13 protein-coding genes are annotated in these 15128 nt (G+C 73.2%); 6 read left to right on the top strand and 7 right to left on the bottom strand.

Annotation, left to right across the window (positions count from 1 at the left end; all coding sequences use genetic code 11):
• Positions 1-158: 158 nt before the first annotated feature.
• Together AB0F70_RS14555 and raiA are read left to right on the top strand one after the other, a co-directional pair.
• Positions 159-938: a ComF family protein gene (locus AB0F70_RS14555; RefSeq protein ID WP_357449121.1), complete on the top strand. Its 780-nt coding sequence runs from the start codon at positions 159-161 to the stop codon at positions 936-938.
• Positions 939-1171: 233 nt separating this feature from the next.
• Complete coding sequence (gene raiA, locus AB0F70_RS14550) at positions 1172-1846, top strand: ribosome-associated translation inhibitor RaiA (protein WP_357449119.1); 675 nt, start codon at positions 1172-1174, stop codon at positions 1844-1846.
• A 72-nt stretch (positions 1847-1918) separates the two neighbouring features.
• Here raiA and AB0F70_RS14545 read toward each other — a convergent pair whose 3' ends face one another.
• The 3 genes from AB0F70_RS14545 to mtrA are packed head-to-tail and all read right to left on the bottom strand — an operon-like array spanning position 1919 to position 6107.
• Positions 1919-3652: an LpqB family beta-propeller domain-containing protein gene (locus tag AB0F70_RS14545; protein WP_357449117.1), complete on the bottom strand. Its 1734-nt coding sequence runs from the start codon at positions 3650-3652 to the stop codon at positions 1919-1921.
• Positions 3652-5427, bottom strand: coding sequence for an MtrAB system histidine kinase MtrB (gene mtrB / locus AB0F70_RS14540; protein ID WP_357449115.1), 1776 nt, complete (start codon positions 5425-5427; stop codon positions 3652-3654). The genes AB0F70_RS14545 and mtrB overlap by 1 nt, the downstream gene beginning before the upstream one ends.
• Positions 5427-6107 (bottom strand): MtrAB system response regulator MtrA, encoded by a 681-nt coding sequence (gene mtrA / locus AB0F70_RS14535; protein ID WP_116676714.1) that lies wholly within the window; start codon positions 6105-6107, stop codon positions 5427-5429. The genes mtrB and mtrA overlap by 1 nt, the downstream gene beginning before the upstream one ends.
• 195 nt (positions 6108-6302) lie before the next feature.
• Here mtrA and AB0F70_RS14530 point away from each other — a divergent pair, with 195 nt between their 5' ends.
• The 4 genes from AB0F70_RS14530 (at position 6303) to AB0F70_RS14515 (ending at position 10744) form a co-directional block, all read left to right on the top strand.
• Complete coding sequence (locus tag AB0F70_RS14530) at positions 6303-7694, top strand: sensor domain-containing protein (protein WP_357449112.1); 1392 nt, start codon at positions 6303-6305, stop codon at positions 7692-7694.
• Positions 7691-8377: a response regulator transcription factor gene (locus tag AB0F70_RS14525; protein WP_357449110.1), complete on the top strand. Its 687-nt coding sequence runs from the start codon at positions 7691-7693 to the stop codon at positions 8375-8377. The genes AB0F70_RS14530 and AB0F70_RS14525 overlap by 4 nt, the downstream gene beginning before the upstream one ends.
• Positions 8378-8594: 217 nt before the next feature.
• Positions 8595-9521 (top strand): hypothetical protein, encoded by a 927-nt coding sequence (locus AB0F70_RS14520; protein ID WP_357449108.1) that lies wholly within the window; start codon positions 8595-8597, stop codon positions 9519-9521.
• Positions 9518-10744 carry a glycosyltransferase gene (locus tag AB0F70_RS14515; RefSeq protein WP_357449106.1) on the top strand — a complete coding sequence of 409 codons (1227 nt, stop codon included), beginning with the start codon at positions 9518-9520 and terminating at the stop codon, positions 10742-10744. Before AB0F70_RS14520 ends, AB0F70_RS14515 begins: the two co-directional genes overlap by 4 nt.
• 19 nt (positions 10745-10763) lie before the next feature.
• Here the strand turns inward: AB0F70_RS14515 and AB0F70_RS14510 are convergent, their stop codons facing one another.
• The 4 genes from AB0F70_RS14510 to AB0F70_RS14495 all read right to left on the bottom strand — a co-directional run bounded on the left by AB0F70_RS14510 (position 10764) and on the right by AB0F70_RS14495 (position 15127).
• On the bottom strand, positions 10764-12116 hold the full coding sequence (locus tag AB0F70_RS14510; RefSeq protein WP_357449104.1) for a DUF58 domain-containing protein: 1353 nt from the start codon (positions 12114-12116) through the stop codon (positions 10764-10766).
• Positions 12117-12126: 10 nt separating this feature from the next.
• A complete protein-coding gene (locus tag AB0F70_RS14505; RefSeq protein WP_357449216.1) occupies positions 12127-13068 on the bottom strand; it encodes a MoxR family ATPase in 942 nt (313 codons plus the stop codon).
• Positions 13069-13220: 152 nt separating this feature from the next.
• Positions 13221-14507 carry a DUF4350 domain-containing protein gene (locus AB0F70_RS14500; RefSeq protein WP_357449102.1) on the bottom strand — a complete coding sequence of 429 codons (1287 nt, stop codon included), beginning with the start codon at positions 14505-14507 and terminating at the stop codon, positions 13221-13223.
• Positions 14504-15127 (bottom strand): DUF4129 domain-containing protein, encoded by a 624-nt coding sequence (locus AB0F70_RS14495; RefSeq protein ID WP_357449100.1) that lies wholly within the window; start codon positions 15125-15127, stop codon positions 14504-14506. Before AB0F70_RS14495 ends, AB0F70_RS14500 begins: the two co-directional genes overlap by 4 nt.
• Position 15128: the final 1 nt, after the last annotated feature.

The raw sequence follows: 15128 nt of genomic DNA, 5'->3' as shown, positions 1-15128 counted from the left end.
TGCCCGCCCTCACTGACACTCCCCCTCCCGGCCCGTTGAGTGCTGGGTATCTGCGCATCACGACGCTCCTACGGCACAAATACCCAGCACTCAACGGTGGGGTGGGTCGGGGGTGTGGATAACCAGCAGGGGGCGGGGCTGTCGGGGAGGGTGGGCGGGTGCAACCTGTCCGTGAGCTCGTCCGCCTGCTGCTGCCCGTCGCCTGCCCGTGCGGCGAGCTCGACGTGCGGTGGTGCGCCAGGTGCGCGGCGCTCCTCGCCGGCCCGCCGGTCCGCGCCGAGCGTGGGGCACCCCGGCTGGACCGGCTCGACGGGGTCCAGCCGGTACCCGTGTGGGCGCTCACGCCGTACACCGGACCGGTGCGGGACGTCGTCGTGCACTGGAAGGATCGCGGGCGGGCCGACCTCGACCGGCTCCTCGCGCCGGCGCTACGGCGTGCCGCCGACCGCGTCGGCCCGGTGCTCGCCGCCGCGCTCGGCGGTGCGCCGGTCGCCGTCGTCCCCGTGCCCTCGACCGGGGCGGCGCGCAGGGCACGGAGCCGCGAGCCCGTGACGGTCCTGGCGCGTGCGGTCACCCGCGGCCTGCACGACGCCGGGGTCCGCGCCCGTCTGGTCCCCGCCCTCGCTCGCAGGGGCGCCGGGCGGGACCAGGTGGGTCTCGGCGCACGGGCGCGCGGACGCAACCTCGCGGGTTCCGTCCGCATGACGAGACGCGGAGCAAAGGCGCTCGGAGAAAGTTCCGTATGCATTCTTGTGGACGACGTCCTCACCACAGGGGCCACCCTGGCCGCCGTCGAGCGGGCGCTCGAGCACGCCGGACACGACGTCCTTGGCGCAACGGTGCTGGCAGCGACGCCGCCCCCGGCGCAGGAGGCGAGCCAGGCGCGCCTCCCGCGCTCGGACGCCTGCGGGAAGACTGGGCAGAACCTGAAAGTCTGACAGATCTCTGTCTTCTTGTTCACTGACCGTTGGGGCTGTCGTTACCCAGGGGACGGAGTTAGCCTGAACGTTCCACGCTGGATCGGAGTCCCGCCGAGGTTGACGGGGCATACGCGACGGGAGGTGGTTCGCGCCCGGCACCGGTAGCAGGGGGTGCCATGACGAGTAGAGACGGGCGCGCGCCGCCGGCAAGGGACGGCGTGGCCCAGAGTTCCCGGAGCGGAGATACGCACATGGAAATTGTCGTTGTCGGCAGGCACACGGACGTGGCGGACCGGTTCCGCCAGCACGTAGCGGAGAAGCTCGCGAAGGTCGAGCTGCTGTCCCCCTACGTGCGTCGGGTGGATGTGGAAGTCACGCACGAGAACAACCCGCGGCTCTCCGAGAACCGTGAGCGAGTGGAGCTCACGCTGCGTGCGAAGGGTCCGGTGATCCGCGCGGAGGCCGCAGCGGACGACCGCTTCGGCGCCCTGGACCTCGCCATCGACAAGCTCAACGAGCGACTGCGCCGCGACCGCGACCGCCGCAAGGACCACCGGAACAACAAGGTGCTCGCACCCGTGGACGTCCGGCCCCTCGACGAGATCCTGACCGAGGAGGGCAACGCGTCCGCCAACGCGTCCGAGCCGCAGATCTCCACCCCGGCAGCGCTGTCCGCGCCCGGCGACTCGGTGGAGACCACGATCGGCGACTCACCGGTGGTGATCCGGCAGAAGCTCCACCACGCGGACCCGATGACCCTCGACGACGCCGTCTACGAGATGGAGATGGTGGGCCACGACTTCTACCTGTTCATCGACAAGGAGACGTCGCGCCCCTCGGTGCTCTACAAGCGCAAGGGCTGGTCGTTCGGTGTGATCCAGCTCGACAACCCGTGCGGCGCGGCACCGGTCACCGACCTGGCGTGACCGTTCGTCGCTGAAGGCGCTGGTCCAGGAGGCCGCTGGTCCTGAGGGCCGCTGGTCGAGGACGCCGAACCGTCAGCCTGGGTAGGCCACCAGGTCCACGTCCTCGATCAGCGGCTGCCAGACGCCGGTCTCCTCGTGCTCGAGGTCCCCGTCCTTGGTGACGACCAGCAGTCCCTGGTCCGTCACCCCGGCCGCCAGCTGTCGCACGTCCGTCAGGCCCGGCAGCTGTCGTGACTGGCCCCCGGCACCTGGCTGCCCGCCGACCCCGGCGGTCCAGACGCCGGACACGCCGTCGCCGTCCCGCGTCAGGAGCGACAGCGTGGTGAGCCCGGACCAGCGGGCCTCCTCGACGCCGTCCACCGGCCCCGCGACCGTGAGCGGCGGCGCGAGGCCGACCGGTACCTCGTTCTCGTTCCGCACGATGCCCGCCACCTGCACCTGTGTGCCCGACGGCGCATGGCTCACGACCGCTATGCGGGAACCCTCGGGCGACACGGACACGCTCACGACCTTGCGACCGTCGAGCCACTCGGCGTCCACGGTGACCTCTGCGCCCGACGCAGGCAGCACCCGCAGGTCGTTCGTCCCGCCGCTGGTCCAGGTGTTGCCGAACTTGTCGACCGACGGGGCGGCGAGGTCCGGCCCTTCGATGACCCTGTCGGAGCTGTCCCCGCCGTCGACCGAGACGGTCACTATCCGGTCGGTGCCGTCCCGCACCACTATCGGTTTGGTCGCAGGGCTCACTGCCAGCGCCGTGGGATCGATCGTCGACAGGTCCACGGGCAGGTCGTACTCGACGGGCCGACCGTCGTCGATGCGGTACAGCTGGTCGTCCTTCAGGAACATCGGCTGGACCTTCGTGGCGGGCAGCTTCACGTCGGCCGCGTCGACCGCGAGGCGGCTGGTGCCGTTGAACAGGTCGACGGGCACCGTGCGGCCCGCTCCCTCGGAGAGGGTCGCCGAGATCTGTGCGGCGATCAACGCGCGCTGGGCGGCGGTGGCGCTGCTGATCTCCTCGCTGAAGCGGACGGCGACCGGCTCGTCGCCGTCCGCCTCCTGGATCGTCGGCGACACGAGCTGGGTGCCCTCGGGAAACAGGGACCGGGTGGCGCCCTGCAGCCACTCGGGTGGCCCGGAGAGGAGTTTCTCGACGGCGTCCGGCCGCCAGGAGTTCCGCGGGAACCAGCGCAGGTCCGGGACGAGGTTCTTGGCGTCCTCGCCCTCGGCGGAGAAGTACAGCCGGGTCGCCCGGAACTGGTTGGCGAACAGGTTGGCCGGCACGAGCACGCCGTTGTCCAGCCCCGAGATGCGCCACTCCTCGCCGACCTTGGTGAGGGTGAACTGGTAGCCGACCTTCCGGGGGTCCGCCACCTCGGTGTACGCGCCGGCGGTGTCGAGGGTCGCGATGGTGGTCGCGCGTACGACGACCTCCAGGGTCTCGACGCCCTCGATGTCGATGCCGGTCTCGAACGGATCCGGCATGGGCGGCTCGCGGACCACTCGCACCGACGCGTAGGGGTCCCATGTTCCCGCGGCGTCCTCGGTGAGGAACTCCCGGGCGGTCTGGTACTCCTTCGGCGACGTCGGTGCGGCGACGGCCGCGCCGAGGAAGCCCTGCACTATCAGGTTCGGTTCGGCGCCGGGCGTCGGGCCCTGCGGGAGCAGCGCCAGGTCGGCCTGCGGGTCCTGGTCGGCGGTACTCACCCGTACCGGGCCGGACATCGGGATCTGGGCGCAGGCCCCGAGCCCGAGGACACCGGCGAGCGCGACGGCGGCGGCCACGACTACGCGGGTCGTCCTACGCATCAGTGCACCTCCACGTCGTTGCCTGCGGGCCGTTCCGGGGCGGCGAGCCGTTCGGCGCCGTCGTCCCCGGGGTCGGACAGGTCCGGGATCGCCGTCGGCGTGGGGCCGGCGGCCGGGTTGACCACCGGGATCTGGCCGGTCCGGAGCCCGGGCTCGTGCGAGGCGGGCGCCATGGTCACCGGCGGCTCGGCGATCTGCACGCCGGCGCTCCGGGGCAGCGTCAGCCGGAAGCTCGCGCCCTGTCCCGGACGACCCCACGCGTCGAGGCGCCCCGCGTGCAGGTGCGCGTCCTCGAGCGCTATCGCCAGCCCGAGGCCGGAGCCGCCGGTGGTGCGGGCGCGCGCCGGGTCGGCCCGCCAGAAGCGGTCGAAGACGTGCTCGACCTCCTGCTTGGTCATGCCGACGCCGTAGTCGCGCACCACCACGGCGACCGTGCGGTCGTCCTCGGCGACGGTCACCTCGACCGGCCGCTCCTCGGCGTGCTCGATCGCGTTGACCACGAGGTTGCGCAGGATGCGCTCGATCCGGCGGGGGTCGAAGTCGGCCGCAGCGGAGGCGTCGGGCAGCCGTACCGAGACCCGCACGTCCTTGGTCCTCGCGAGCGGGGCGGCCTGCTCGACGACCGACATGACCACGTCGCGCAGGTCGCGGCGCTCGGCGTCGAGGACCGCGGCACCGGCGTCGAACCGGCTGATCTCCAGCAGGTCGGCCAGCAGCGACTCGAACCGGTCGATCTGGCCGAGGAGCAGCTCGGCGGAGCGGGCGGCGTCCTCGTCCATCTGATGCCTGGACTCGTGGATGATCTCGCTCGCCATCCGGATGGTCGTGAGCGGGGTGCGCAGCTCGTGCGACACGTCGGAGACGAACCGGCGCTGCATGGCCGATAGCTCCTCCATGCGCCGGATCTGGTCCTGGAGGCTCTCGGCCATCTCGTTGAACGAGCGCGCGAGGCTCGCCATCTCGTCGGTGCCCCGCGCGCCCGGCATCCGTTCGGAGAGGTGCCCCTCCGCAAGGCGCTCCGCCACGGTCGCGGCGCGGGTCACCGGGGTGACCGTCTGCCGGGCCATCGTCCAGGTCACGACTCCGAGCAGCGCCAGCATCCCGAACCCGCCGGCCAGCAGCACGCGGTGCACGAACGACAGCGTCTCCTGCTCCGGCTCCAGCGAGTAGAGGTAGTAGATCTCGTACTTGGCGCCAGGAGCGGCCTGGACCGTCGAGCCCACTATGACGCCCGGGCTGGCCATGCCGTTGGCGACCCGCGACGGGATGCCCACCGCCTGCAGCACCTGGTCGCCGTCGGAGGCGAGATTCGCCTCGCGCACCTCGTCGGTGATGATCACGTCGGTGAGGTCGGACCGCGTGACGATGTCGCTCACCCGGACGGTGGTGCCCATCTCGTGGAGCAGGAAGTACTCCTCCGCCGTGGAGCCGCCCGTGGCGGCGAGCGTCGCGATGGAGTCCTTCAGGAGGATCTGCAGCTCGCCGTCCGACGTCGTCGCCGTGTCCGAGAAGCTCTTCGACACCTGCTCGGTCAGCCGGGCGGCCTCCCGGTCGATCGCGGCGAGCCGCTGCTCGTAGATGCCGTCCCGGACCGACGTCGACAGGTACAGCCCGAGCACGACGATCGCCGCGAGGCCGATGGCCAGCGCGGTGGTGACCACCCGCAGCTGCATGGAGGAGCGCCACTGCGCGACCGCGCGCCGGGTGGACCGGACCGTGACCACCCGGGCCCGGTGCACCGCCCGGCGCAGCCGCGTGACCAGGCCGTGCGGCATCAGCGTGTCGCGCCCGCCTTGTAACCGACGCCGCGCACCGTCAGGACGATCTCCGGGTTCTCCGGGTCACGTTCGATCTTGGAGCGCAGGCGCTGGACGTGGACATTGACCAGACGCGTGTCGGCACTGTGGCGGTAGCCCCAGACGCGCTCGAGGAGCACCTCACGCGTGAACACCTGCCACGGCTTGCGGGCCAGCGCCACGAGCAGGTCGAACTCCAGCGGGGTGAGCGCTATGCGCTCGCCGTCGCGCATCACCGTGTGGCCGGTGACGTCGATCTCCACGTCACCCACCGCCAGGCGCTCCGGACCGGGGTCCTCGCTGCGGCGCATGCGGGCCTTGATCCGGGCGACGAGCTCCTTGGGCTTGAACGGCTTCGAGACGTAGTCGTCGGCGCCGGACTCCAGGCCCACCACTACGTCGAGCGTGTCGGACTTGGCCGTCAGCATGATGATCGGCACGCCCGACTCGGCCCGGATCTCGCGGCAGACCTGCACACCGTCCTTGCCGGGCAGCATGAGATCGAGCAGCACGAGGTCCGGCTGATGGGTGCGGAACATCCCCAGCGCGGAGTCGCCGTCGGCACAGAACACGGCATCGATCCCCTCGCCCTTGAGGACGATGCCGATCATCTCCGCCAGTGCTGTGTCGTCGTCGACGACGAGAACTCGTACCTTCATGTCCTCCAGTGTGCCAGGCTGGTCCAGCAAACCGGGCCTTCACACCGGTACCCGGCCTCGTCCCCCGCAGGTTCACCCGCCCGGAGCACCCCGCCGGGCTCCGGCCGGCACGACCCTTCCGAGGGGGACATCCCCCGTCGAACCTGGCGGCGGGCACCATGTCGCGAGGCCCTGGCCAGGGGCGAACCTGGCACCATGACAACCATGACCGTCGACCGGCCCGCAGCCGGCTCCGTGACCGGGCGGGCCTCTCGTCCGGCCCCGAACTTCCTCACCGCTCCCCTCGCGGGCCGCACCTGGCGCGAGCAGGGCTACCTCGCGCTGGTGCTCCTGCTCGCACCGTTCGCGTTCACCTACACGATCTTCGCCGTGAGCTTCACGGCGAGCATCGCCGTCACCGTGGTCGGGCTGTTCGTGGCCGGTGCCGTGGTCCTCGGCGCGCGCGGCTGGGGTGCGGCCTACCGCGGCCTGGCGCGCGAGCTGCTCGACGTCGACGTCGTGGCGCCCACAGCGTACGTCCGGCCGCGCGGCTTCTGGCGGACCATCGGGTCCATGCTCGGCGACGCCGCCGGCTGGCGCGCCCTGCTCTTCATGTTCGTCGCGTTCCCCCTCTCGATCCTGTCGTTCGTCGTGAGCATCACGTTCCTCGCGACCGGGCTGGGCGGCCTGACCTACTGGTTCTGGTACCAGTTCCTCCCGATGCAGCTCGGTTCCGACGGCGAGCTGCACCGCGGCGCGCAGTTCGGCCCGTCGTACTTCCTGGACACGCCCCCGCGCCTCGCGCTGGCCGCGCTGGTCGGCCTCCTCTTCGTCCTGTGCTGGCCGTGGATCACCCGCATGTTCACGATGCTCTTCCGGGCCCTGACACATGGCCTGCTCAGCCCGACCCGCGCGAGCCTGCGCGTCGCCGAGCTCGAGCGGTCCCGCACCGGAACGGTCGACGACGCCGACGCCCGGCTGCGCAGCATCGAGCGGGACCTGCACGACGGCACGCAGGCCCGCCTGGTCGCCGTCGCCATGCAGCTCGGCGAGGCACGCGAGCACCTGGCCGACGGCGGCGACGTCGAGCAGGCCGCCGAGCTGGTCGACACCGCGCACTCCTCCACCAAGGAGGCGCTCGTCGAGCTGCGCGAGCTGGCGCGGGGCATCCACCCGCCAGCGCTCGACAGCGGCCTCACGGTCGCGCTCGAGACGCTCGCGGCGCGTTCGGCGCTGCCGGTCAACGTCGACGTCGACCCAGCGGTGGAGGCGGACGGCCGCCTGGTCCCGGCGCTGGAGTCGATCGCCTACTTCAGCGTCGCCGAGCTCGTGACGAACGCCGCCAAGCACGCCCGCGCCACCGGGGTGTACGTCCTGGTCGAGCCGCTCGGCGACACGGCAGGCTCCGTCCGGATCCGCGTGCGGGACGACGGCCGCGGCGGCGCGGCCGTCGTGCAGCCCGACGGCTCCGGCCTGCGTTCCGGACTGGCGGGCCTCGCCGAGCGGGTGCGCTCCGTCGACGGCACGTTCGACCTGTCCAGCCCGATCGGTGGGCCTACGGTGGTGACCGTGATCCTGCCGACCACGAGCCCGTCGGGCCGTGCATGACCGGGCCGACCTCCCCGGCGCCGAGCCTGCGTGTGCTCCTCGCGGAGGACTCGGCGATCCTCCGGGACGGGCTCGCCGCCCTGCTGACGCGCCGCGGCCACGCCGTGACCGCCGTCGGGGACGGCGCGGCGCTGGAACGTGAGGTCGCGCGCCTCGCACGCGAGGCGGAGCTGCCCGACGTCGTGGTCGCGGACATCCGCATGCCACCCAGCTTCACCGACGAGGGCCTGCGCGCGGTGCTGGGTCTGCGGACCCGGCACCCCGGCCTACCGGTGCTGCTGTTCTCGCAGTACGTCGAGACGCGGTACGCGAGCCGGCTGCTGGCCGGCGACGCGCGCGGCGTCGGCTACCTGCTCAAGGACCGGGTGGCCGACGTGCGCGACTTCGTCGACGCCCTCGCGCGCGTGGCCGGCGGTGCCACGGTGCTGGACCCCGAGGTCGTCTCGCAGCTCATGGGTTCGGCCCGGCAGGACGACGACCTGGAACGACTGTCGGCCCGCGAGCGCGAGGTGCTGGGCCTCATGGCACAGGGCCGGTCCAACGGGGCGATCGCAGAGCTGCTGCACCTGTCGTACGGCGCCGTCGAGAAGAACGTGGCGGCGATCTTCACGAAGCTGGACCTGCCCCAGGACGCGGCGGACCACCGCCGCGTCCTGGCGGTGCTCCGGCACCTCGGGGTATGACGACGGTGGGGGTATACCCCCCGTCGGGGTCGGGCTATCTGGGGGTGGCCTCGGGGGTTCACCCGATATCGTGCCCGGCCGGGGTCCGCCATAGTTTTCCCATGACCGCGTTGAGCCCGGATCGACACCCCACGTTCACCAGTGCGAAGCCGGACGCCCGTATCGAGCCCATAGGCTCATCGGCCATGAACCAGGAAACCCGCACCTGGAGCGGAGCGTGAACGACACCGTCACGCTCGTCACGGGCGTCGCCGTCGGTCTGGCCCTCATCGACGCCATGCTCTTCGCCGCCAGCGCCACGCTGCAGCACCACGCGGTGTCGGACAAGCAGGCGGACGGACACCTGACGATGAGCGGCCTGCTCAGCGTCGTCAAGCAACGACGCTGGCAGGCGGGCATAGCGCTCGGCGGTCTCGCGGTCCTCCTGCACGCGATCGCCCTGCTGCTCGCGCCCCTCCGTGTGGTCCAGCCCGTCGGTGTGCTGGCCGTGCCCATCGCCGTGCTGCTCACGGCCGCGCGTGTGCGGCTCCGGCCGCCCCGAGGGGTGGTGCTCGGAGCAGCCCTCGCCGTGATCGGCGTCGTCTCGTTCGTGATCGTCTCCGCCGGCTCCGTGACGAGCCACCCGCCAAAGGGCTCGGCGGTAGTGGTGGCCTGCCTGGTCGTCGCCGCCCTGGTGGTGCTGCTGACCTTCGCCGGGCTGGCCGCCCGCGGCTGGCTGCGCTGCGTCGCCTACGCCACCGCTGCGGCCACCGCCTTCGGCCTCGTCTCCGCCCTGGTCCGAGCCGTCTCGCTGAGCGTGACCTCCGGCGAGGCCGACCTGCTCGACACCGGGACGCTCCTCGCCGGCGGCGTGATCCTCTGTGTCACCGTGGGTGGCGGCTGGCTCGTCCAGCAGGCCTACGCGGCAGGCGCCCCCGCGGTCGTCGTCGCCTCCCTGACCGTTGTCGACCCCATCGTGGCGGTGCTGCTCGGCGCGGTGCTCCTCGGGGAGGGCGCACACACCCCGCTCGGCCTCTGGCTCGTGATGGGCGCCGCGACCGCCGCGGCCGTCGCCGGTGTCATCACCCTGGCCAAGCACCACCCCGACGCGACCACCCGCGTCACACCGGTCGAGGCCCTCCTCGCCCAGGCGAGCCGGCCGTGACGGACGGCCTGCACATCTGCTTCTTCACCGACCAGCACCCCCGCACGCTCGGTGGTGCCCAGGCGTCGGTCCTCCTCCAGCGCACCTTCCTGGAACGCGCCGGGCACACCGTCACGATCGTCGCCCCGCAGGACCCGGCGGGCGGCAGCGCGGACCCCGGCGTCGTCGCCCTGCCCGCCCTGACCGTCGCGCAGGGCCAGTACTCCGCGGTCCTGCCCTCGAGCAGGCTGGACGCCAGGGTGGACCGCGCGCTCGACGCCCGCGGACCTGTCGACGTCGTGCACCTGCAGGGCGACTTCTGGGGCGCCTGGCTCGGCAAGCGGTACGCGGCACGGCACCGGCTCCCGCTCGTGCTGACGACGCACACCAACGTCGACGCCTCGTTCCGGGCGGTCGCCGGACCGGCGGCCGGGCTCGGCCTCCGCGCCGTCGCCGCATGGCAGCGCCAGGTGACCGGGGACCGCGCCCGGCGGTCCGGCCACGGCGGCGGATACGACTACCTGCGCGCGCTCGCCTCCGGCGCCGACGCCGTCGTGGCGCCCAGCGGCCACTTCGCCGCACGGCTCCGGGAGGCGGGGCTGCCCGTCACCGCCGTCATCCCTACCGGGGTGCATGACGACGACGTCGCGGCCTCCCCCGGCCGCGGCCCGCGGCAGGACGACCAGGTCAGCCTCGTATGGCTCGGGCGGTTCAGCGCGGAGAAGCGCCCGCTGGAGCTCATCGAGGCGATCGCGGCCACGGACCAGCGCGTCGAGGCGGACCTGTACGGCACCGGCACGCTGTTCGACCGCGCGCGACGTCGGGTGCAGGCGCTCGGGCTGGCCGACCGGGTCCGGCTGCACGGCGCCGTCGACCACACCGAGGCGCTCCGCGCCATCGCATCGGCGGACCTGCTGGTTCAGACATCCCGCGGGTTCGAGACGCAAGGCATGACGGTCTACGAAGCCCTCGCCCTCGGCGTCCCGGTAGTGGTGTGCGACCGCGCGATCGCCGACGAGCTGGGGGGCGACGCCGCGCCGTGGGTCTGGTGCGCCGAGGGCCCCGAGCCGGACTCGCTGGCCCAGGCCCTCGGCTCCGCCGCGCGGGCCGTCCGTTCGCAGGACGGCCCACGGGTTCCGCTCTCGTTCTCGACCGGGCTGCTCCAGTCGGCGCAGAGCGAGCGCCTGCTGGCGGTCTACGCGGAAGTCCTGGGCAAGAGGGCCCAGCTCACCGCCACCGTCTAGGTAGACCCGCGCACCGCCGTCAGAGCCGTCCCGCCGCCTTGAGCGCCAGGTACTCGTCCGCCAGGCGCGGGGCCAGGTCGTCCGGCAACGCCTCGACGACGTCGGCCCCGTAGCGGCGCAGCATCGTCGTCACCGCGGTGCGCTCCAGGTCCCCGCGCGCGGCGGCCGCGGCGTCGTACACCTCGGCGACCGTGTCGCGGCCGGCGCGCAGCCCGGCCACCTCCTCGTCGGCGACGGAAGCGACGACCACCGTGTGGTCGCGCGCGAGCTGGTCGACCACCGGCAGCAGGCCGTTCTCCACCGCCGCCGGGTCCAGGGTCGTCAGCAGCACGACCAGCGCGCGCTGCGTCATGCGCGTGCGCACCTGCGTCACCACGCCCGGCCAGTCGGTCTCCAGGAGCACCGGTTCGACGGTGGCCAGCGACTCCGCCATCGCGGGCATGAGCCGGGGACCGGCAGCGCCCACCACGCGGGAGCGCACCGTGCGGTCGAACGCCACGAGCTCCACGCGGTCGCCCGCATGGCCGGCCAGCGCCGCGAGCAGCAGCGCCGCCTCGATGCTGGCGTCCAGCCGGGGTGCGCCGGTGGAGTCGGCAGCACCCACCCGGGCGGCGGACGTGCGGCCCGTGTCCAGCACGATCAGCACGCGCCGGTCCCGCTCGGGACGCCACGTGCGCACCACCACCTCGCGGCGCCGGGCGGTGGCGCGCCAGTCGATCGAGCGGACGTCGTCACCCACCACGTACTCCCGCAGCGAGTCGAACTCGGTGCCCTCGCCGCGGATCTGCACCGCCGCGCGACCGTCCATCTCCCGCAGCCGCGCCAGGCGGGACGGCAGGTGCTTGCGGCTCGCGAACTCCGGCAGCACCCGCAGGCGGCCCGGTACGGGCAGGGTCACCTGGCGGCCGGCCAGACCGAGCGGGCCGAGGCTGCGGATCGTCACGCCGCCGGCCGTGCGATCACCGCGGCGGGTCGGCACGAGAGTCGTGGGCAGGCGGGCGGCCTCGCCGTCCGGCAGGTCCACGTGGTGGCGACCCGATCCGCCCGACGCCGGACGTACCCGCTCGGTGTTCCCCCTACCCTCGCCCGCGCCGGCCGACGGCCCCCACGCATCCCGGACCACCGCGCGCAGCCGCCGTCCGGAGGCGTTGCGGACCACCAGCTCGCTGGTGGCCTCGGAGCGCAGCCGGACCGAACCCGGCACCCGCCGCTGCACCGCCACCCGTCGCGGCGAGGCGGCCAGCACTGCGTCGACGACGCAGGCCAGGACCACCACCGTCGCCCATACGAGCACCGTCCCGTTCGCCGGGAGGAGCAGCACCGGAATCATGCCGAGCCCCATCAGGGCGGCGGCCCGCCACGTCACGACCATGCGCGCGGCCTCAGCGCGGCACGGGCACGGAGGCCAGCACCGTGTCCAGCACGCCCTCGGCGGTGACACCCTCGAGCTCGGCCTCCGCGCGCAGCTGCACACGGTGCCGCAGCGTCGGGTGGGCGAGCGCCTTGATGTCGTCGGGGGTCACGAAGGAGCGGCCCGACAGCCAGGCCCACGCCCGCGCCGTGCGCAGCAGCGCCGTGGCGCCACGCGGCGAGACGCCGAGCGAGAGCGAGGGCGAGAAGCGGGTGGCACGGCAGACGTCCACCGCGTAGCCGAGCACCTCACGCGACACCTGGACGCCGGCCACCTCGGCACGCGCTCGCTCCAAGACGGCGGCGTCGGCGACCGGGGTGACGCCGGCCGCTGCGAGGTTGCGCGGGTCGAAGCCGGCCGCGTGCCGGGCGAGGACCTCCACCTCCTGCTCACGTTCGGGCAGGGGCAGCACGAGCTTGAGCAGGAACCGGTCGAGCTGGGCCTCGGGCAGCGAGTAGGTGCCCTCGTACTCGACGGGGTTCTGGGTGGCGATCACCATGAACGGGTCGGGCAGCGGACGCGCCGTGCCGTCCACCGACACCTGCCGCTCCTCCATCGCCTCCAGCAGAGACGCCTGGGTCTTGGGGGGCGTGCGGTTGATCTCGTCCGCCAGCACCAGGTTGGTGAACACCGGGCCCTCGCGGAACGAGAACTCGGCCGTGCGCGCGTCGTACACGAGCGAGCCCGTCACGTCGCCAGGCATCAGGTCCGGGGTGAACTGGATGCGCTTGGTGTTCAGCTTCAGGGACGCAGCCAGGGTGCGGACCAGGAGCGTCTTGGCGACACCCGGCACGCCCTCCAGGAGCACGTGCCCCTGGCACAGGAGAGCGATGAGCAGGCTCGTCACCGCCGCGTCCTGCCCGACGACCGCCTTGCCCACCTCCGTACGGACCGCCGCCAGGGCGGAGCGCAGCTCCTGGGACGGAGCGGTGGGCGGGGTAGCGGTCTGGGGGGCAGCGGGCGCGGCGGGTGCTGCCGGGGCCTGCTGGGCACTCGGCTGCGGAGCCTGCTCAGCGGTCTGATGCGTGGGCTGAGTTGCGCTCTGGTGGGGGAAGGCTGGTTCGGTCACGGTCGGTGGACCTCGCTCTCCAGGATGTCGAGTCGGCGCGCGAGCTCGGCGAGCGCGGCGTCGTCAGCGGGGGGTGGGCCGTAGAGCAGGTCTGCTACCTGCTGCGACGGGCGGTTGGTCGCGGCCACTACGGCGTCGACCACGGTATTGGCATCGGACGATCGGGCGAGGCCGAGGCGTGTGGCGACCCGGTCGGCGGCCGAAGCGCGCAGGCCCGCTGCGGCGTGCCCGCGGGCACGGGCCGCCCGGTACAGCCGGGCGCGGCCACGGGTGGCCTCGGCCGACCGCACGAGCACGGGCAGGTCCTCGACGACCAGCGGCCCCATGCGTCGCACGCGCCACAGCGCGAGCAGCACGGCCGCGAGCACGGCGACCAGGGCGACGGGCGCGGAGCCCGGGGGCATCAGCGCGTTGACCTGGCCGAGCTCGGCGGGCGTTGGCTCGTCGTCACCGGTGCTCATGTCTCTCGGGTTCGGCACCAGCCACACCAGGTCCTCGTGCTCGCCGAGCATCCGCAGGGCGAGCGCCGCGTTGCCCTCGTCCAGGACCGCGCCGTTGCGGAGCACCGCGGGATCAGAGACCACTGTCACCGACCGGTCCGGGAACTCCAGACGCGCGTAGACATAGGCGCCCAGGCCGTCGGGCCAGCACAGGGTGGGGCGCAGACCGTCGGCACCGGTGGACGTCTCGGTCAGGCCGGGCCGCAGCGCGAGCTCGCCCGCCGCCCGCGCGGTCGGGTCGTCGCACTGGGGGGCAACCGGATCGCCCACCTCGCCGTACGTGGACTCGAGCTTGTTCCGGCTGATCGCCCCGACCATGGAGAAGTCCGGATCGAGCACCACGAGGTCGGCGCCCGTGCGGTTCAGCGCGGAGATCTGGTCGTCGGCGAAGAACGAGGGGTTCGGCGCGATCAGGAGGGTGCTGTCCGGGCCTGCGGCCGCGACGGCGTCCGCCACCGTGGTCACGTGGGTGACCCGCACGCCCTGGTCCTTCAGCACCTCGGCCACTGCCATGCCGCCGTCGTCCTCCGGGTTGTCCGGGGCGTACGGGGCGGCCGACGTCGCCGGGCGTACCACCGCGAGGAACGCGACGAGCAGGGCGACCACGAAGAGGACCGTCAGCGGCCAGCGCATCCGGCGCCACCTGCTCGCGGCGCGGGACCGTCCGGTCGTGTCGTCGCCGATGATCACCGGGGCATCGTTCGTCGGGCCTGCCTGCGCGCCGGACACCGCCGCTGGCGGGGTGGGCGGTGCGGGCGCGAGGTCGGGCGGCAGCGACGTCATGCGGCGACCTCTGGGCGAGCGGCGGTGACCGCGGCGTCGAGCGCACGCAGGTCGGCGTCGTCCGCCGCCGTGGCGACCCGGTCGCCGTACTCGACGCCGTCGAACAGGTCGGCGCCCGCGTGCAGGCCGGCGGCCTTGGCCGGCAGGCGCAGGCCTGCGTCGGCCGCGGCCTCCTGGGCCGTGCGGCCGGGTCGCGGCTCGATGATCACTCGTTCCTCCATGGAGCGGACGACTGCACGGAAGCGCTCGACGGACGCCGTCCGCCAGTCGCCCGACGACGCCGCCGCGTCGGCCGCCGCACGCATCTGCGCGGCCGTGCGCGCGTCGTCGGTGTCGAGCACCTCGGCCGAACGCGCGCGGTTGCGCCCGAGCTGCACCGGACCGGCGACGAGCCAGGCGATCAGGAGCACCACCGCCGCGACCACCGCGACGACGATGCCCAGCGCTGGGCCGGCCAGCGCCGCGGCCGGCCACTCGATGCTCTGGAACCACTCCAGCACCCAGTTGATCAGCCGCTGCAACAGCGACTCACGCTCGGCGTACTCGGGCCGCTGCAGCTCGCTGCTGAGCCACTCACGTGCGGTGTCCCGGTCCGGGACGACGGGCAGATCGGCCCTCATG

Origin of the sequence: Promicromonospora sp. NPDC023805 (assembly GCF_040639635.1) — a bacterium.
Taxonomy (GTDB): domain Bacteria; phylum Actinomycetota; class Actinomycetes; order Actinomycetales; family Cellulomonadaceae; genus Promicromonospora.
The sequence above is the reverse complement of the archived record's forward strand: the minus strand, read 5'-3'. Positions and strand labels throughout refer to the sequence as shown.

Excerpts from the sequence above, each read along its gene's own strand:
- AB0F70_RS14525 (WP_357449110.1), top strand. The coding sequence starts at position 7,691 with ATGACCGGGCCGACCTCCCCGGCGCCGAGCCTGCGTGTGCTCCTCGCG.
- AB0F70_RS14510 (WP_357449104.1), bottom strand. The coding sequence starts at position 12,116 with ATGGTCGTGACGTGGCGGGCCGCCGCCCTGATGGGGCTCGGCATGATT.
- AB0F70_RS14545 (WP_357449117.1), bottom strand. The coding sequence starts at position 3,652 with ATGCGTAGGACGACCCGCGTAGTCGTGGCCGCCGCCGTCGCGCTCGCC.
- AB0F70_RS14495 (WP_357449100.1), bottom strand. The coding sequence starts at position 15,127 with ATGAGGGCCGATCTGCCCGTCGTCCCGGACCGGGACACCGCACGTGAG.
- mtrB (WP_357449115.1), bottom strand. The coding sequence starts at position 5,427 with ATGCCGCACGGCCTGGTCACGCGGCTGCGCCGGGCGGTGCACCGGGCC.
- AB0F70_RS14530 (WP_357449112.1), top strand. The coding sequence starts at position 6,303 with ATGACAACCATGACCGTCGACCGGCCCGCAGCCGGCTCCGTGACCGGG.
- AB0F70_RS14500 (WP_357449102.1), bottom strand. The coding sequence starts at position 14,507 with ATGACGTCGCTGCCGCCCGACCTCGCGCCCGCACCGCCCACCCCGCCA.
- mtrA (WP_116676714.1), bottom strand. The coding sequence starts at position 6,107 with ATGAAGGTACGAGTTCTCGTCGTCGACGACGACACAGCACTGGCGGAG.
- raiA (WP_357449119.1), top strand. The coding sequence starts at position 1,172 with ATGGAAATTGTCGTTGTCGGCAGGCACACGGACGTGGCGGACCGGTTC.